We start from the raw sequence: 16169 nt of genomic DNA, 5'->3' as shown, positions 1-16169 counted from the left end.
GGCATACGAAAGGACGGCTGATCGCGGCCATGCTTCTCGCTCATGAGGGCCGTTCGCCCTCCGACCACCCCACGGCCTATGTCGCTCCGAACGCCACGCTGTGCGGGGACGTGCGCGTGGGAGCCGGGTGCCGGGTGCTGTTCGGTGCGGTGCTCACCGCCGAGGACGGGCCGGTGGAGCTGGGCGAAGGCTGCATCGTCATGGAGAACGCGGTCCTACGTGGCACCCGACGGGATCCGCTGGTCCTGGGGCGGCAGGTTCTGGTGGGCCCCACCTCCTGTCTGACCGGCTGCCGGGTCGAGGACGAGGTCTTCCTGGCCACCGGCAGCCGCGCCTTCAACGGAGCACGGATCGGGACCTGCTCTGAGGTACGGATCAACGGCATCGTGCACCTGCGCACGGTCCTGCCCGCCGACTCGACGGTGCCGATCGGCTGGGTCGCCGTCGGCGACCCAGCGCGCATCCTCCCGCCGGAGGACCACGACGGGATCGGGGAAGTGCAGAAGGAGCTCGACTTCCCCGGCTACGTCTTCGGCCTGGACCGGCCTGGCGAAGGCCAGAGCCTGATGCCCGCCATCTCCGAACGCTTCGGCCGCAGCCTCGGCCGCCACAGCGACGACCACCAGATCTGAGCCCCGCCTGGAGCGCGTGGGTCCAGGGTTGAAGAACACCCGGTAAGCGGACACCACAAGGAAGTGCCACGTTCGTGAGACTGAGCGGCTGTGCCATCGACCTGAGGCAGCGGAAGAGCTGCTGGTCGGCGAGCACGACCTATGCCGCGATCGGCGAGACCCTACACGCCCCTGGCAGCGGCGCCCCGGACGGTTCCCGTCCGGCGCGGACCGCTCGGGGTGAGGGGGCTCGGCCTTCTGCTTCGGCCGGCGGGCCGGTGGGCCGTCCCGGGGTGGAGCGGCTGAGCCTTCGGGAGGTTTCTGCGGACGGGGAGGCCTGGGTCGCCGGGGGTGGCGTTGGATGGGGGCATGATGACTTCATTCGACGGGCTGTTGCCCGGAACCGAACGGGCGCTGTCGCATCGGGTCGCCGTCGCCCAGGCCGAGGGCCGGGCTCCCTCGGTGGTGGGGGCCGTGGTGCGGGACGGGGTGCTGGTGTGGAGCGGGTCGCGCAGCTGCGTGGACGGGCACGCGCCGGACGCGAACACACAGTTCAGGATCGGCTCCATCACCAAGGTGTTCACCGCCGTGCTGGTGATGCGACTGCGGGACGAGGGGCTCCTGGGGCTCGACGATCCGCTGGAGCGGCATCTCAAGGGCACGGGCGTCGGCGAGGTGACGATCGCCCAACTCCTCGGGCACAGTGGCGGTCTCGCCGCCGAGACACCCGGTGCGTGGTGGGAGCGGTCCTCGGCCGCGTTGCGGCCCGAGCTCTCCGACGTGCTGGGGGATCAGCCGTTCCTGAGGGCTCCTGGGCGCCGCCACCACTACTCCAACCCGGGCTACACCCTTCTCGGTTCGCTGGTCGAGGCCGTGCGCGGGGTGCCCTGGACCGAGGCTCTGCGCAGCGAGATCCTGGAACCCCTGGGGATGGACCGGACGACGCCGGAGCCGGTCGCCCCGCACGCCGGTGGCTGGGCAGTGCACCCCTGGGCCGATGTGATGCTGCCCGAGCCGTCCGAGGACCTGGGTCTGATGGCATCTGCCGGGCAGCTGTGGTCGACGGCGGCGGACCTCGCCCGGTTCGCCACCTTCCTCGCGGCGGGTGACGAGCGGGTGCTCGCCGCCGCCGCCGTGGAGGAGATGCGAGCTCCGGGCGCGCCGGGGGCCGAGGGGGAGTGGGAGCTGAGCTACGGGCTCGGTCTCCAGTTGGCGCGCCGGGACGGCCGGACCTTCATCGGTCACACCGGTTCGCTCCCGGGCTTCCTCGCGGCTCTGTGGGTGTGCGTGGAGGAGGGTCTGGCGGGGATCACCCTCGCCAATGCCACCTCGGGGCCGCAGCCGGGGGCCGTGGCCGCCGATCTCGTTCAGATCGTGGCGGAGGCAGAGCCGCGCTTCCCCGAGCCCTGGAGGCCGCTTCCCGAAGGTGAGGTCGACGAGGAGCTGCTGTCGCTGACCGGCCCCTGGTACTGGGGCACGTATGCCTACGGGCTGCGCGTCGGACCCGAGCGGAGTGGCGTCTTCGAACCTCTGCGGGGTGTCGGGCGCGGGGCGAGTTTCCGGGCGCTGCCCGAGGGCGGCTGGGTCGGGCTGAACGGCTACTACGAGGGGGAGACCCTCCGGGTCGTACGGCGTGCCGACGGCGGCGTCAGCCATCTCGACCTCGGCTCGTTCGTCTTCACGCGGGAGCCCTACGCCCCCGCGGACGCGGTTCCGGGTGGGGTGGATGAGGCGGGCTGGCGCGGTCTCTGAGTCGTAGGGGGGTGTTTCACGTGAAACACCCCCTCGTCCGGGAGTGCGTCAGAGGCTCTTCTTGAAGCCCACGTGGGAGGCCTCGAAGCCGAGACGCTCGTAGAAGCGGTGGGCGTCCGTACGACTGACGTCGGAGGTCAGCTGGACGAGCTTGCAGCCCAGGCGCCGGGACTCCTCGACGGCCCACTCGATGAGCCGGGTCCCGAGACCGCTGCCGCGCTCGTCCGCGCGGACGCGTACGGCCTCGATGATCGAGCGGACGGTGCCCCGGCGGGAGAGTCCCGGGATCACCGTCAGCTGGAGGGTTCCCACGACCTGGCCCCCGCGGACGGCCACCACGAGATGCTGGTGGGGGTCGTCCGCGAGGGCTTCGAAGGCCGCGAAGTACGGCGTGAGGTCTTCGGGGGACTCTCTTTGTGCGCCCAGCGGGTCGTCCGCGAGCATCGCGACGATGGCGGGGATGTCCCCTGCGGTCGTGGGCCGTATCTCAAGATCGCTCATGCCCCGCAGAGTACGCGGGAGCGTCTGCCGTGGCGCCTTCGGCCGAATCGTCGCTGATCACCGTGCGACGGAGAGGCGGCCCGACCCGATCACAGGGAAGACGTCCTGATCACGCGGGGGTGGCCTGGCCCTCCAGCACCTGGACCAGTGCTGTCAGTTCCGGGTTCTTCGCTGCCTCGTCGAGGGCTTCGCGCAGTGCGTTGTCGTTGGTGGGGCGGGCTTCGTCGAGGAGCTTCTGCCCGGTTTCGGTGACGTCCGTGTAGATGCCGCGCCGGTCGGTGGTGCAGAGGTACCGGGTGAGCAGTCCCCGGTCTTCGAGGCGGGTGACCAGCCGGGTGGTGGCGCTCTGGCTGAGGACGACCGCGTCGGCGACCTGCTTCATCTGAAGGTGCCCGCCGGGCCCGTTGTGCTGGCGGCCGAGGACGTCGAGGAGGGAGTACTCGCGCACGCTCAGACCGTGGCGGCTCTCCAGAGCGCGCTCGATGTGCGACTCGATCCGGCCGTGCAGCAGGCTGAGGGCACACCAGCGCTGGGACAGCGCGGTGAGTGCGGGGTCCGTCGCGGTCATGCTCTCTCCTCGACGCCGGAGTGGCTTCCCGGCCAAGGGTAGACGATGCGACGCAATAGTGCGCGCGTGCAAGTAATTCTCGGGGTGTGCGCTATCCGGCTGCGACCGTCAGGGGTGCGAAGCGGCGGAGCTGGTCGCCGGGGAGGTCGGGAAGGCCGTGGACCATCACCGAGTTGTTGGCGATCGGATCGATTCCGTTCCCCTTGAGCCAGGTCAGGAGGGAGGCGTGGCGCACATCGATGTCCGTGCGGAGCGGTCGATCGGTCGCCGCGGCCAGTGAGGCGATCAGTGCCTTTGCGGTGTCCGGGTCCTCGGCGATCAGCGGTCCGACGACATGGGTGTCCATGTTGGGCCAGATCGCCGCGAAGCCGGTGAGCCCGCCGTTCCCCTCCGCGACCCGGAGGTGGTCCGCGAACGCGGGGAGCCGGGTGATGATGTGCGTCCGGTCGAGGCCGAAGATCTCGTGGTCCAGACGCAGGATCGCCGGAAGGTCGTCCGCCGTGGCCGGGCGGACCGTGACGGCGGGGGCGGGTTCGGCGAAGGTGAAGCGGCCCCGGACCATCTCGGACCGGCTGATCTCCGCGAAACCGAGCTGCTCGTACAGCGGTTGCCCGTTCGCCGTGGCGTACAGGGTGGCCGGGGTGTCCCCGATCTCCGTCAGGACGTGTCGCATGAGCCGACGTCCCACGCCTTGGCGCGCGTAGCGCTCGGCGACGAGCATCATGCCGATCGCCGAGAGCCCGGGACCGTAGGAGGTGACGACGGAGCAGGCGGCCAGCCCGGAGCCGTCGGGGTCGTCGATGCCGTACCCGGTTCCCGCCGTGAGCAGCAGGCCCCACTTGTGCTCTTCGCGCGGCCAGCCCCGGTTCTCGGAGAGGTCGGCGCAGGCGAGGAGGTCGTTCGAGGTGAGACGCCGGACAGGGAGCTGAACGAGAGCGGTGGGGGAGATCGGCATGTCGTCCAGGCTGTCCGATGGAGTGATCTTCCGTCCACCGTTTCAGGGGATCTGACCGAGATCCGAAGGGGCGTTGATTCCATGCTGTGGGACAAGCACGATGTTTCACGTGAAACCCCGCAAGCGACGCCTCCATCTCTTCGACCTCGACGGCACACTGATCCGGGGGTCGGCCGCCGCTGTGGAGATCTCCCGCCAGCTCGGTCTGGTCGAGGAGATCGCGGCCCTGGAAGAAGGCTTCCTGCGCGGGCTCACCCCGGACGAGTTCGCCGTCCGGGCCCGCGCCCTCTGGTCCGAGCTGACCGTGGCACAGGTCACGGCCGCCTTCGAAGGGGCGCCCTGGCTCGACGGCATCCGTGAGGTCTGGGCCGACATCAGGGAGCGGGGTGACCGCTGTGCGGTGATCTCCCTCTCGCCCGACTTCTTCGTGGAGCGGCTGCTCGACTGGGGCGCCGACGCGACGCACGGTTCACACTGGCCGGCCGTTCCCTTCACCGAGCAGATCCACCGGCCCGGCATCCTCGACGCCGGGGCGAAGGTACGGATCGCACGGCGACTCTGCGCGGAGTACGGGATCGACGCGGCCGACTGTGTCGCCTACGGGGACTCGATGTCCGACGCGGAGCTCTTCGCGAGCGTGCCGGACACCGTGGCGGTGAACGCGGACCACCATCTCGCCGGATTGTCGCGGCACAGCTACACGGGAGGAGATCTGCGCGAGGCCTACGCCCTGGTCCGAAACCGCGCAGCTTAACCAGAATCCCCGCTCTCTGGCCCGAGAACGCCACTTTCCGTCCGGGCCGCTGCCGAAGGGGCTCATGCTTCGAGCACGGAAGCCAGGCCAGCGCGAGGGCGAGGCACATGATGGACGCTCCGACCACCACGAGGGCTCCGGAGGCCGTGGACGCCCGCGGGTCCGGGGTGACGGACACGTACGGGACACCGTTACGGGATCGCCCGGGGGAAGTTCCGACGGACGGGAACGAGCCCCGGACAGCCGGGGGAGCGTCCGCCGACGCGTTGCTCGTCCGCCGCACCCTGGCAGAGATCGCACCGATCGCCGACCGGGTGACCTCGTACTTCTACGCCCTGCTCTTCATCGGGAACCCCGCGCTGCGCGAGATGTTCCCGGCCGCCATGGACACCCAGCGGGACCGGCTCCTGCAGGCCCTCCTGACGGCGGCGGAGCACCTCGACGACACCCCGGTGCTCACCGCGTACCTGGAGAACCTCGGCCGGGGGCACCGTAAGTACGGCACGCACGCCGGGCACTACCCGGCCGTCGGCGAGGCGCTCATCGGGGCGCTCTCGCGGTACGCGACGACGAGCTGGGACCAGGAGACCGAGGCGGCCTGGGTCCGTACGTACACGACGATCTCGCAGATCATGATCGACGCGGCGGCGGTGGACGAGCGCTCGGCGCCCGCCTGGTGGCAGGCCGAGGTCGTCTCCCACGACCTGCGCACCCCGGACATCGCCGTCGTCACGCTCCGGCCCGATCAGCCGTACCGTTTCCTGGCGGGGCAATACACGACGCTGGAGACCCCGTGGTGGCCCCGGGTCTGGCGGCATTACTCGTTCGCCTCCGCGCCCCGGCCCGACGGGCTGATCTCCCTCCACGTCAAGGCGGTCCCGGCCGGCTGGGTGTCCAACGCGCTGGTCCACCGGGCCCGCCCGGGGGACGTCCTCCGGATCGGTCCCCCGGCCGGTTCCATGACCGTCGACCACGCCACGGACACCGGGCTGCTCTGCCTCGGCGGGGGAACCGGGATAGCACCGATCAAGGCGCTGGTCGAGGATGTGGCGGAGCACGGGGACCGGCGCCCGGTCGATGTCTTCTACGGCGCGCGCAGCGGCCACGACCTCTACGACATCGACACGATGCTGCGGCTCCAGAGGACCTTCCCGTGGCTCTCGGTCCATCCGGTCACCGAGGAGCAGGGGCGGCTGCCCGAGGCGATCGGCCGCCTCGGGCCCTGGGACGAGCGCGACGCCTATCTCTCGGGTCCGCTCGGCATGGTCCGGCGGGGCGTGGACGTGCTGCGGGGCGCGGGCGTCCCCGCCGAGCGCATCCGGCACGACTTCCTCGCCGAGCTGACTCCGGTGGATCAGCCCAGGTCGGGGGCGTGCATGGCACGGACGCCCTCGATGTTGCCGTCGAGGTAGTGACGCAGGGAGAGGGGGACGAGGTGCACGGCGGCGATGCCGACCCGGCTGAACGGCACCCGGACGATCTCGTACTCGCCGACCGGTTCCTCGATCTCGGGGCCGTGACGCAGTGAGGTGTCCATGGAGTCGAGCCTGCACACGAAGAAGTGCTGGACCTTCACCCCGGAGACGCCGCCGTCCACGATGTGCTCGACGGTATCGACGAAACAGGGCACCACATCGGTGATCTTGGCGCCGAGTTCCTCGTGCACCTCCCGGTGCAGGGCCTCGACGACGGTGGGGTCGGAGGGTTCCACGCCGCCGCCGGGCGTGAGCCAGTAGGGATCCATCCCCGGCTTGGTGCGCTTGATGAGGACGAGGTCGTCCCCGTCGAGCAGGATGGCGCGTGCGGTGCGTTTGATCACGGGCCGTTCGTTCATGGGAAGAAAATGGCCCGTTCGGGCGGGACTGAAACTCACCAGGCGGCAGCGGCGCGCAGCAGGCCCTCGTGAGCGCGGGCGAGGGGTGACAGCGCGAGCGTGCCGGTCCGCACCACGAGGAAGTAGGTCCGCAGCGGCGGGACCGGGGGATCGAGCAGGGCCACGAGCCGCCCCTGGGCCAGGGCTTCCTCGCACAGATAGCGGGGGAGCACGGCCAGACCCGCGCCCGAGGCCGCGGAGTCGCGGACGGCCCGCAGGTCGGGGGCGATGACGGTGGCGGCGGCCGTCGGCCTGGTCTCGAAGACGCTCGCCCAGTAGCGGGCGACGAACGGCAGCGACTCGTGCACCTCGACCACCGGTAACTGCTCCAGTACCAGTGCGCCCTTGGCGAGCAGGACGTCGGGGGTGAGGCGGGTGGCCCAGCGGGGCGCGGCGACCAGGACGTACTCCTCGTCGCAGAGCGGGGTGGCGACGAGCAGTCCGCCCCGGGGGCGGGCGGTGGTGACGGCGAGGTCGTGGTGACCGGCCGCCAGCCCGTCGAGGATCTCCTCCGTGTTCCCGAGGAAGGACACCCGGACGGCGAGACCCTGACCGACCAGAGGGGTGAGGGCGGGCAGGACACGGAGCGCGGTGAACTCCGGGGGGCCCGCGAGATGGAGGGTGCGGACGCCGTTCTCCCGGTCGAGACCGGTGTCGGCGATCTCGACGAGGGCGTCCAGATGGGGCGCGGCCCGGTGGGCGAGTTCGTCACCGACGGTGGTGGGGGTGACCCCGCGGGCCTGCCTGAGGAAGAGCGGGCGGCCGAGCTGCCGTTCCAGGGTCCGGATCTGGCTGGTGACGGCCGGCTGGGAGAGTCCGAGGAGTGCGGCGGCGCGAGTGAAGGAACCGGCCCGGTGCACCGTGACGAACGTGCGCAGCAGGGCCAGATCCATGTCCGCCTCCTCCCGGCCGTGGGGCCGTTCGACTCAGGCGGTCGGCTGACTGCGCCTCAGGACCGTCCAACTATAAATAAGTCGATAGGCCTCTGTCGCTACCGTGATTGGACACCGACACACAGTCAACTAGCCTTGTTCAAGCGGTTTCCGCGCCGGAACCGGGGTGTTCCGAGCCATGAGGGGGGAGGCTCGGAGCGCCCCGTTCCGTGTGCCTGGACGCAGGCGCGGACGGGATCAGGTTCCCGCCGCTCCCCCGGTCTCGTCGAGTGCCCGCAGCACGTCGGCGATCAGGTCCTCCGGGTCCTCGGCGCCGACCGAGAAGCGGATGAAGCCCTCCGCGACGGCGTCCCCGCCCCAGCGCCCCCGCCGCTCCGCCGTGGAGCGCACACCGCCGAAGCTGGTGGCGTCCTCCACGAGCCGCAGTGCTCCGAGGAAGCGTTCGGCCCGCTCGCGGTCCGCCAGCTCGAAGGAGACCACGGAGCCGAAGCGGCGCATCTGGCGCCCGGCGACCTGGTGGGAGGGGTCGTCCGGCAGACCGGGGTAGCGCAGTCCGGTCACGTCGGAGCGCCCGGCGAGCGCCTGGGCGAGCGTGAGCGCCGTGGAGCACTGGCGGTCGATCCGCAGCTGGAGGGTGGCGAGCGAGCGGTGCGCGATCCAGGCCTCCATGGGGCCGGGGATGGCACCGACGACCTTGCGCCAGCGGCGCACCTCCGCCGCGCGCTCGGGGTCGCGGCTGCTGACGTGACCGAGCAGGACGTCGCCGTGCCCGGTCATGCCCTTGGTGTCGCTGGCGACGGAGAAGTCGGCGCCCAGATCCAGCGGACGCTGGCCGAGCGGGGTGGCGAGGGTGTTGTCGACGGCGACGAGGGTTCCCCCGGAGTGCGCCGCGCGGACCAGGCGCCGGACGTCGCAGACATCGAGCCCGGGGTTGGAGGGGGTCTCGATCCAGAGCAGCTTGGCCCCGTCCAGCACGTCGAGCTGGGCGTCCCCGCCGGTCGGCGCGGTACGGACCTCGACGCCGAAGGCCCGCAGCTGCTGATGGAGGAGCGGCAGGGCCTGGTAGCCGTCGGACGGCATCACGACCATGTCGCCCGCCCTCAGCTGGGAGAAGAGGACGGCGGAGATCGCGGCCATGCCGGAGGCGAAGACCAGCGTCTCGACGTCCCGCTCCCCCGGCGCCTCCAGTTCGCCGATCGCCCGCTCCAGATGGGTCCAGGTGGGGTTGTCGTCGCGGCCGTAGGCGTACGGGCCGGTCGGCTCGCCGGGCAGGTGGTAGTGCGCGGCGAAGACCGGTCCCGGCAGGGTCGGCTCGTACTTGACGGGCTCGGGCAGCCCGGCGCGCACGGCGCGTGTGCCGTCGCCCATGTCGTGCTCGTTCACGGTGTCCGGTTCTCCAGTTCTCGGCGTACGGCCGCGAGCAGTCCCCCGCTCGCGGCCTCCACCATCTCAAGGCACTCCTCGAAGCCCCCGCGGTCCCCGTAGTAGGGGTCGGGGACGTCGAGCGTGTCCCCCGCGGCCGGGTCGTAGGAGCGCAGCAGGCGTATTCGCCCGGCCTCAGCGGGTGTGCGGGCGAGTCCGCGGAGCTCCCGCAGATGCCCTTCGTCCAGCGCGATCACCAGGTCGAGGGCCGGGAACCAGGAGGCCCGGAACCGACGTGCGGCGTGCGCGGAGGAGTATCCGTTCTCGTCGAGTACGGAGACGGTACGGGGATCGGCGGGGTCGCCCTGGTGCCAGCCGCCGGTGCCCGCGCTGTCGACCTCCACCGCGTCGCCGAGACCGGCGTCCTCCAGATACCGGCGGAAGACGTGCTCGGCCATTGGCGAGCGGCAGATGTTGCCCGTGCAGACGAAGCAGACGCGATAGGTCACGGGTCGCGCTCAGTCGCCGTCGGGAAGCACGACGTTCAGCGCCCACGACACGATGGAGATGATCAGGCCGCCGAGGACGGCGGTCCAGAAGCCCTCGACGTGGAAGCTGAGGTCGAACTGCTCGGCCAGCCATGAGGTCAGGAGCAGCATCAGGGCGTTCACCACGAGGGTGATCAGGCCGAGGGTCAGGATGAAGAGGGGAAACGTCAGCAGTTGGACGACCGGCTTGACCAGGAAGTTCACGAGCCCGAAGAGCAGGGCGACGAGAATGAGGGACAGGATCTTGTTGCCGGTGGTCGCGTTCGGGTCGTCGCCGGTCAGGGTGATGTCCTGGAGCAGCCAGATGGCGACTCCCAGGGCGCCCGCGTTGGCGAGCGTCTTGACTACGAAATTCTTCATGTGTCTGATCGTGGCAGACACGATCGGGCCGAGGGCAGGGGCTGACAGGCGATGAAGGCATTCCGACTGGACGAACTGGAGGCGGAGCGTGCCGCGAATCAGGGCGCCTATCTCCAGTTCCTGCGGGAGCGGAACATGTCGGTGGGCCTGTACGCGCTGGACGCCGGGGCGCTCGATCCGCAGCAGCCGCACCGTCAGGACGAGGTGTACTTCGTGGTGAGCGGCCGGGCGTCGATCACGGTGGGGACGGAGACGACCCAGGTGGCGCGAGGCAGCGTGGTCTACGTACCGGCAGGGGTGGAGCACAAGTTCCACCACATCAGCGAGGACCTGCGGGTGCTCGTGGTCTTCTCGCCGCCGGAGGGCTGAGCGGGCCGTGTGCCCGGTGGAGCGCCGGGGCCCTGCGGGGTGAGCCCTTAGGGGTCGGCCCGCGGGCAGGGGTTCCGGAGGGGGCGGGCCCCTAGGGGGCGGATCAGGGGAGAGCGGGGGCCGCAGGGCCCCCACGGGCCGCTTCCGACACCTAGCCTTGAGAGTGTTCGGCGCGGAGTGCGTGGAACGGATTTCGAGAGCGAGGTAGGACGATGGCCGTGCAGCAGATTCTCGCGGGGATGCCCTGGTGGGTGAAGTGGGTCGCCATACCGGCCCTGGTCCTGATCGTCTTCGGCGGACTGATCACCAGCGTCCTGACCTTCGTGATCGGTCTGCTCTTCAAGGTGCTGCTCTTCGTGGCCCTCGTCGCCGGACTGATCTACGTCGTGAAGAAGTTCAGCTCCTCCGGCCGCTCCAGGGAGGACTGGTAGCACACGCCACTCATCGAGTACGAAGCCCTTGGAGCGCGTTAGCCCGGCCGGGGGAACGCACCGGCTGAATCAGGACATCGCCCCGGGGGCTGCCACTAGAGTGGAATCTCTCCGCCGCGTTGGGGACTACAGGCGTAGACCTCCGTTCTGACCGGCGGTTTCCCAGGCCCGGCGGGCGCGCGGGGGCGGCCCCCGCGGGCGGATGCGGTGCATCCGTCGTCACGCCTGGGGGTGACCTTTGGCCACGGCTACGCAGACTGCTGCGCCTACCCTTATCGGCTCGGTGCAGCGAGCGCTGAGACTGCTGGAGGCCGTGGCCTCCCACGCGGACGGCGCTCCGGCCAAACAGCTCGCCCGTGAGACGGGCCTTCCGCTGCCCACCACGTACCACCTGCTGCGCACCCTGACGCACGAGGGCTATCTGCGCCGCGAGAAGGGTGTGTTCGTCCTCGGGGAGGCAGCTGTCCGGCTCGCCGGTGGCCGAGCTGTGCAGAATCGTCGCATCAAGATCGAAGACTCCCTGGCGCGCTGGCGGGACGAGATCGGTGTGCCGGTGTACTTCGCCCTCTACCGTGACGGCGAGGTCGAACTCGTCTCGGTCGCGGACACCCCTTCCTCCCCCGCAGTGGAGGAGTGGGCCGACTTCCGCGAGACCGCGCACGCCCACGCGATCGGGCAGTGCCTGTTGAGCCAACTCGATTCGAAATCTCGTCAAGACCACCTCGACCGACATCCGGTCGAAGCCATCACGCCGTATACGGTGCGTAACCATCGCGCCCTTATGGAGCGTTTGGGTGGTTTGGGGCGAATGGAGCCCTCGGTGGAGCGTCAGGAATATGCGCTCGGCACGGTTTGTGCCGCGATCCCCATCACGGCGGGCTCCACGGCCGCCGCCGTGGCGATTTCCATGCCACTCCACCAGGAAGAACGGTTGCTCCCAGCAATCGAGCGACTACGCACAGAGATCGGAAAGCTCTTCAACTCCCTCGCTTTCTCTATCAGTATCTGAAAAATCACTCCTTGTGATCTGCTAGCGCGTACAGCACGATTGCGTCAAGAGGGCCACGGGGATCATTCCTGGCCGTTTCGGGCACAGCTTTCAGCAGCTGTTTACACAACTGCTTCATCTACTGCGGGGTACATGATGCGAGAGTCGGTTCAGGCCGAGGTCCTGATGAGCTTCCTCGTCTCCGAGGAGCTCTCGTTCAGGATCCCGGTGGAACTGCGGTACGAGACCCGTGATCCCTATGCGGTGCGGATGACCTTCCATCTCCCCGGAGACGCTCCGGTGACCTGGGCGTTCGGCCGGGAACTGCTGCTCGACGGGATCAACAGGCCGAGCGGGGAGGGTGATGTGCACATCGCCCCGACGGAGCCGGAGGGTCTCTCGGACGTCTCCATCAGGCTCCAGGTCGGAAGCGACCGGGCCCTGTTCCGGGCCAGCGCGCCCCCGCTCGTCGCGTTCCTCGACCGCACGGACAAGCTGGTCCCGCTCGGTCAGGAACGGAACCTGGGCGACTTCGAGGACAATCTGGAAGCCGCGCTCGGCCGCATCCTCGCCGAGGAGAGTGCGGGCCCGGCGGCCTGACCGGCGCCCACCACCCGGCACGGGGCCGACACCTTCCGCCGCGCCCGTGGCGCCCGGCACGGCGACGCCCTCACCGTCCCGTACCCACCGGAACGGTGACACCTCTCCCGTACCAACCGGTGTGAACGGGCCCTCCTGTCCCGGCTGTCCGCCGGTGCCCGCCGTCCCGCGGCCGTCACTTGGCGCGGCGACGGCGTCCGCCCCGCGTGCCGGTGGCCCTTCGGGCTCCCGCTCCCGTACGGTCACCCGCCGTCGGTCCCCCGGCACGCCCCGCGCCCCCGGCCCGCTCACGGTCGGCGGAGACCACCAGGGCCGCGAGCGCCGTGGTGAGCGGCACGGAGGCGACCAGACCGATCGAGCCGACCAGTGTCCGGACGATCTCCTCGGCGACCAGCTCGCTGTTGGCCACCGTCCCCATGCTGCTCTGCGCGATCGAGAAGAGGAGGAGCAGCGGCAGGGCGGCGCCCGCGTAAGCCAGCACCAGGGTGTTCACCACCGAAGCGATGTGGTCACGGCCGATCCGGATCCCGGCCCGGTACAGCGCGCGCGGCCCCATGTCCGGGTCGGCCTGGTGCAGTTCCCAGACGGCCGAGGTCTGGGTGACCGTGACGTCGTCGAGCACACCGAGCGATCCGATGATGATTCCGGCGAGCAGCAGACCGGACATGTCGATGTTCGGGTAGAGGCCGTGGATCAGTCCGGTGTTGTCGTCGGTGTTGCCGCTCAGCGAGGCCCAGTCGATGAAGAGGGACCCGAGCAGCCCGATCAGCAGCAGCGAGATCAGCGTCCCGAGCACCGCGACCGAGGTGCGGGCCGAGAGGCCATGGCACAGATAGAGCGCGGCCAGCATGATCACGCTCGATCCGACCACCGCCACGACCAGCGGATTCGATCCCTCCAGGATCGCGGGCAGGATGAAGAACGTCAGCACGAGGAAGCTGATGACGAGCGCCACGAGCGCCATCAGGCCCCGCAGCCGGCCGACGAGCACCACCGCGAGCGCGAAGATCCCCGCGAGCAGGGCGATCGGCAGTTTCCGGTTGACGTCCGTCACCGAGTACTGGAGATCGTGGGGCGCGTCGGGAGCGTACGCCACCACCACGCCTTGCCCCTGGTGGAGTTGGCGGGGTGCGTCGGGCTGCACGATCTCGGTGAACCGACGCCCCTTCTCCGGCCCGCTGGTGACCTCGACCGTCGCCTTCGCGCACTGCCCCCGCCGGGAGTCGACGGCCTCGCGCCCCTCCGGGGTGGAGGTGTCCCCGGTCGGCGGGACCTGCCCGGCGTTCACCGACGCGCAGTCGACGTACTGCACGGAGACGACCTTGCCCTGCTCGGTCTGCCGGTCGAAGCCGACTCCCGTGCGCTCGTGCGCCGGGGTGCCCCCTGGCCACAGCACCACCAGACCGACCACCACGGCGGTGGCGAACGGGATCAGGATCGCGGCGATGACCTTGCGCAGATGACGGGAGACCGGGGCGGCGGGACCGTGGCTGTGGCTGTGGCTGTGCCCATGGCCGTGCCCGTGGCCGTGCGGTTCGGGGGTCTGATGGGGGGAAGTCACCGACCGATCATCGCAAGAACGGCAGGGGCCCACTGTTCAGCACGCCAGGGATGGCGCTAGCGTGGTGGCACCTTTGCACACGCGGGAGCTCGGAGCACCGGGCTGAGAGGGCGCTGATCACCGTACGCGCGTACTGATGTACGTACGGGAAAGGGCTGCGCCGACCGCTGAACCTGTTACCGGGTAATGCCGGCGTAGGGAGATCGGTCTCATGACCATTCAGGATGCACGCACGCCTGCCTCCGACCAGAACCGGGCCGACGGGCAGGAGCGCACGCCCGGTTGGCACAAGGGGTACGTCCAGGGCTCGCGCCCCGACCTCCGGGTGCCGGTCCGTCAGGTGCACCTCACCAACGGCCGGGACGTCACGCTGTACGACACCTCCGGCCCGTACACCGACCCGACCGTCGACACCGATGTGCGACGGGGCCTTCCGGCCCTGCGCGAGAACTGGATCGTCGCGCGCGGCGACACCGAGGAGTACGCGGGCCGCCCGGTCCGCCCCGAGGACGACGGCATCAGGCACACCTCGCCGCGCGGCGGGCTCAAGAACCTCGACGCCGTCTTTCCCGGCCGGCCCCGGCTGCCCCGCCGGGGCCGCGAGGGCGGGGCGGTGACCCAGCTCGCGTACGCCCGCCGGGGCGAGATCACCCCGGAGATGGAGTACGTGGCGATCCGGGAGAACGTCTCCCCCGAGGTCGTGCGGGAGGAGATCGCGGCGGGTCGCGCGGTGCTGCCCGCGAACGTCAACCACCCGGAGATCGAGCCGATGATCATCGGCAAGCGGTTCCTGGTGAAGGTCAACGCCAACATCGGCAACTCCGCCGTCACTTCCTCCATCGAGGAGGAGGTGGAGAAGATGACCTGGGCGACCAAGTGGGGCGCCGACACGGTCATGGACCTGTCCACCGGCCGCAACATCCACACCACCCGCGAGTGGGTCCTGCGCAACTCCCCCGTACCGATCGGCACCGTGCCGCTCTACCAGGCGCTGGAGAAGGTCGACGGCAGGGCCGAGGAGCTGACCTGGGAGATCTACAAGGACACGGTCGTCGAACAGGCCGAGCAGGGCGTGGACTACATGACCGTGCACGCCGGCGTACTCCTGCCGTACGTGCCGCTCACCGCGCGCCGCAAGACCGGGATCGTCTCGCGCGGCGGCTCGATCATGGCCGCCTGGTGCCTCGCGCACCACAAGGAGAACTTCCTCTACACGCACTTCGAGGAGCTCTGCGAGATCCTCGCGGCCTACGACGTCACGTACTCGCTCGGCGACGGACTGCGCCCCGGCTCGATCGCGGACGCCAACGACGAGGCGCAGTTCGCGGAGCTGCGCACGCTCGGCGAGCTGAACACGATCGCCAAGCGGCACCAGGTGCAGACGATGATCGAGGGCCCCGGGCACGTCCCGATGCACAAGATCAAGGAGAACATCGACCTCCAGCAGGAGATCTGCGAGGAGGCGCCGTTCTACACGCTCGGCCCGTTGACGACGGACGTGGCGCCCGCGTACGACCACATCACCTCCGGCATCGGCGCGGCGATGATCGCCTGGTGGGGCACGGCGATGCTCTGCTACGTCACGCCCAAGGAGCACCTGGGCCTGCCGAACCGGGACGACGTGAAGACCGGTGTCATCACGTACAAGATCGCGGCGCACGCGGCGGACCTGGCCAAGGGGCACCCGGGCGCGCAGGAGTGGGACGACGCGCTGTCCGACGCGCGGTTCGAGTTCCGCTGGGAGGACCAGTTCAACCTGGCGCTCGACCCCGACACCGCGCGTGAGTTCCATGACGAGACGCTGCCCGCGGAGCCCGCGAAGACGGCGCACTTCTGTTCCATGTGCGGGCCGAGGTTCTGCTCGATGAAGATCTCGCAGGACATCCGGCGGGAGCACGGCGGCACACGGGAGGAGATCGAGGCGGGGATGGCCGAGAAGTCCCAGGAGTTCGCCGCGAGCGGCAACCGCGTGTACCTCCCGCTCGCGGACTGATCCACCGCCGCCGCCGGTACGGTGCCGGACATCGGTACCGGACATCGGTA

At 70.0% G+C, this 16169-nt stretch carries 18 protein-coding genes and 1 riboswitch; of the genes, 9 read left to right on the top strand and 9 right to left on the bottom strand.

Annotation, left to right across the window (positions count from 1 at the left end):
- Positions 1–29 precede the first annotated feature (29 nt).
- Positions 30–632, top strand: coding sequence for a gamma carbonic anhydrase family protein (locus ACIO92_RS10760; RefSeq protein ID WP_402280107.1), 603 nt, complete (start codon positions 30–32; stop codon positions 630–632).
- Between the two features lie 351 nt (positions 633–983).
- On the top strand, positions 984–2363 hold the full coding sequence (locus tag ACIO92_RS10755) for a serine hydrolase domain-containing protein (RefSeq protein WP_402280368.1): 1380 nt from the start codon (positions 984–986) through the stop codon (positions 2361–2363).
- Positions 2364–2411: 48 nt separating this feature from the next.
- On the opposite strand, the gene ACIO92_RS10750 is transcribed toward ACIO92_RS10755, so the two are convergent.
- From ACIO92_RS10750 to ACIO92_RS10740, 3 genes are all read right to left on the bottom strand, one after another.
- Positions 2412–2864 carry a GNAT family N-acetyltransferase gene (locus tag ACIO92_RS10750; RefSeq protein ID WP_402280109.1) on the bottom strand — a complete coding sequence of 151 codons (453 nt, stop codon included), beginning with the start codon at positions 2862–2864 and terminating at the stop codon, positions 2412–2414.
- 109 nt (positions 2865–2973) lie between these two features.
- Positions 2974–3432 carry a MarR family transcriptional regulator gene (locus tag ACIO92_RS10745; RefSeq protein ID WP_366445280.1) on the bottom strand — a complete coding sequence of 153 codons (459 nt, stop codon included), beginning with the start codon at positions 3430–3432 and terminating at the stop codon, positions 2974–2976.
- Between the two features lie 91 nt (positions 3433–3523).
- Positions 3524–4387, bottom strand: a complete 864-nt coding sequence (locus ACIO92_RS10740; protein ID WP_402280111.1) for a GNAT family N-acetyltransferase — start codon at positions 4385–4387, stop codon at positions 3524–3526.
- A gap of 100 nt (positions 4388–4487) precedes the next feature.
- On the opposite strand from ACIO92_RS10740, the gene ACIO92_RS10735 reads away from it, so the two are divergent.
- Positions 4488–5141 (top strand): HAD-IB family phosphatase, encoded by a 654-nt coding sequence (locus tag ACIO92_RS10735; RefSeq protein WP_366445282.1) that lies wholly within the window; start codon positions 4488–4490, stop codon positions 5139–5141.
- 5 nt (positions 5142–5146) lie between these two features.
- Positions 5147–6553, top strand: a complete 1407-nt coding sequence (locus ACIO92_RS10730; RefSeq protein WP_402280370.1) for a globin domain-containing protein — start codon at positions 5147–5149, stop codon at positions 6551–6553.
- Here the strand turns inward: ACIO92_RS10730 and ACIO92_RS10725 are convergent.
- The 5 genes from ACIO92_RS10725 to ACIO92_RS10705 form a co-directional block, all read right to left on the bottom strand.
- On the bottom strand, positions 6496–6975 hold the full coding sequence (locus ACIO92_RS10725) for an NUDIX hydrolase (protein WP_351783247.1): 480 nt from the start codon (positions 6973–6975) through the stop codon (positions 6496–6498). The two genes, ACIO92_RS10730 and ACIO92_RS10725, sit on opposite strands and share 58 nt — an antisense overlap.
- 35 nt (positions 6976–7010) lie before the next feature.
- Positions 7011–7907, bottom strand: a complete 897-nt coding sequence (locus ACIO92_RS10720) for a LysR family transcriptional regulator (RefSeq protein WP_366445283.1) — start codon at positions 7905–7907, stop codon at positions 7011–7013.
- A 237-nt stretch (positions 7908–8144) separates the two neighbouring features.
- A complete protein-coding gene (locus ACIO92_RS10715; protein WP_366445339.1) occupies positions 8145–9275 on the bottom strand; it encodes a cystathionine gamma-lyase in 1131 nt (376 codons plus the stop codon).
- 11 nt (positions 9276–9286) lie between these two features.
- Positions 9287–9778, bottom strand: a complete 492-nt coding sequence (locus ACIO92_RS10710; RefSeq protein WP_366445284.1) for a low molecular weight protein-tyrosine-phosphatase — start codon at positions 9776–9778, stop codon at positions 9287–9289.
- A 9-nt stretch (positions 9779–9787) separates the two neighbouring features.
- Complete coding sequence (locus ACIO92_RS10705; protein ID WP_366445285.1) at positions 9788–10177, bottom strand: phage holin family protein; 390 nt, start codon at positions 10175–10177, stop codon at positions 9788–9790.
- Positions 10178–10228: 51 nt separating this feature from the next.
- Between ACIO92_RS10705 and ACIO92_RS10700 the strand changes: the two genes are divergently transcribed.
- The 4 genes from ACIO92_RS10700 to ACIO92_RS10685 all read left to right on the top strand — a co-directional run bounded on the left by ACIO92_RS10700 (position 10229) and on the right by ACIO92_RS10685 (position 12565).
- Positions 10229–10546: a cupin domain-containing protein gene (locus tag ACIO92_RS10700; protein WP_366445286.1), complete on the top strand. Its 318-nt coding sequence runs from the start codon at positions 10229–10231 to the stop codon at positions 10544–10546.
- A gap of 218 nt (positions 10547–10764) precedes the next feature.
- Positions 10765–10977, top strand: coding sequence for a DUF5326 family protein (locus tag ACIO92_RS10695; protein ID WP_366445287.1), 213 nt, complete (start codon positions 10765–10767; stop codon positions 10975–10977).
- Positions 10978–11215: 238 nt separating this feature from the next.
- Positions 11216–11986 (top strand): helix-turn-helix domain-containing protein, encoded by a 771-nt coding sequence (locus ACIO92_RS10690; protein ID WP_366445288.1) that lies wholly within the window; start codon positions 11216–11218, stop codon positions 11984–11986.
- Between the two features lie 135 nt (positions 11987–12121).
- Positions 12122–12565 (top strand): SsgA family sporulation/cell division regulator, encoded by a 444-nt coding sequence (locus tag ACIO92_RS10685; RefSeq protein ID WP_351783574.1) that lies wholly within the window; start codon positions 12122–12124, stop codon positions 12563–12565.
- A 175-nt stretch (positions 12566–12740) separates the two neighbouring features.
- Here the strand turns inward: ACIO92_RS10685 and ACIO92_RS10680 are convergent, their stop codons facing one another.
- Positions 12741–14126, bottom strand: a complete 1386-nt coding sequence (locus tag ACIO92_RS10680; RefSeq protein ID WP_402280116.1) for a YibE/F family protein — start codon at positions 14124–14126, stop codon at positions 12741–12743.
- A 71-nt stretch (positions 14127–14197) separates the two neighbouring features.
- Positions 14198–14344, top strand: a riboswitch (TPP riboswitch).
- Between ACIO92_RS10680 and thiC the strand changes: the two genes are divergently transcribed.
- Positions 14338–16119, top strand: coding sequence for a phosphomethylpyrimidine synthase ThiC (thiC, locus tag ACIO92_RS10675; RefSeq protein ID WP_366445290.1), 1782 nt, complete (start codon positions 14338–14340; stop codon positions 16117–16119). (Overlaps the previous riboswitch by 7 nt.)
- The last annotated feature ends 50 nt before the right edge of the window (positions 16120–16169 follow it).

This window comes from Streptomyces sp. NPDC087215 (assembly GCF_044744885.1).
Taxonomy (GTDB): Bacteria; Actinomycetota; Actinomycetes; order Streptomycetales; family Streptomycetaceae; genus Streptomyces.
This window is presented reverse-complemented; position numbering and strand designations above follow the sequence as displayed.

Bases quoted from the DNA above. Each gene is read 5' to 3' on its own strand.
- ACIO92_RS10760 (WP_402280107.1), top strand. From the start codon at position 30: ATGCTTCTCGCTCATGAGGGCCGTTCGCCCTCCGACCACCCCACGGCC.
- ACIO92_RS10755 (WP_402280368.1), top strand. From the start codon at position 984: ATGACTTCATTCGACGGGCTGTTGCCCGGAACCGAACGGGCGCTGTCG.
- ACIO92_RS10750 (WP_402280109.1), bottom strand. From the start codon at position 2,864: ATGAGCGATCTTGAGATACGGCCCACGACCGCAGGGGACATCCCCGCC.
- ACIO92_RS10745 (WP_366445280.1), bottom strand. From the start codon at position 3,432: ATGACCGCGACGGACCCCGCACTCACCGCGCTGTCCCAGCGCTGGTGT.
- ACIO92_RS10740 (WP_402280111.1), bottom strand. From the start codon at position 4,387: ATGCCGATCTCCCCCACCGCTCTCGTTCAGCTCCCTGTCCGGCGTCTC.
- ACIO92_RS10735 (WP_366445282.1), top strand. From the start codon at position 4,488: ATGTTTCACGTGAAACCCCGCAAGCGACGCCTCCATCTCTTCGACCTC.
- ACIO92_RS10725 (WP_351783247.1), bottom strand. From the start codon at position 6,975: ATGAACGAACGGCCCGTGATCAAACGCACCGCACGCGCCATCCTGCTC.
- ACIO92_RS10720 (WP_366445283.1), bottom strand. From the start codon at position 7,907: ATGGATCTGGCCCTGCTGCGCACGTTCGTCACGGTGCACCGGGCCGGT.
- ACIO92_RS10715 (WP_366445339.1), bottom strand. From the start codon at position 9,275: ATGGGCGACGGCACACGCGCCGTGCGCGCCGGGCTGCCCGAGCCCGTC.
- ACIO92_RS10705 (WP_366445285.1), bottom strand. From the start codon at position 10,177: ATGAAGAATTTCGTAGTCAAGACGCTCGCCAACGCGGGCGCCCTGGGA.
- ACIO92_RS10700 (WP_366445286.1), top strand. From the start codon at position 10,229: ATGAAGGCATTCCGACTGGACGAACTGGAGGCGGAGCGTGCCGCGAAT.
- ACIO92_RS10685 (WP_351783574.1), top strand. From the start codon at position 12,122: ATGCGAGAGTCGGTTCAGGCCGAGGTCCTGATGAGCTTCCTCGTCTCC.
- thiC (WP_366445290.1), top strand. From the start codon at position 14,338: ATGACCATTCAGGATGCACGCACGCCTGCCTCCGACCAGAACCGGGCC.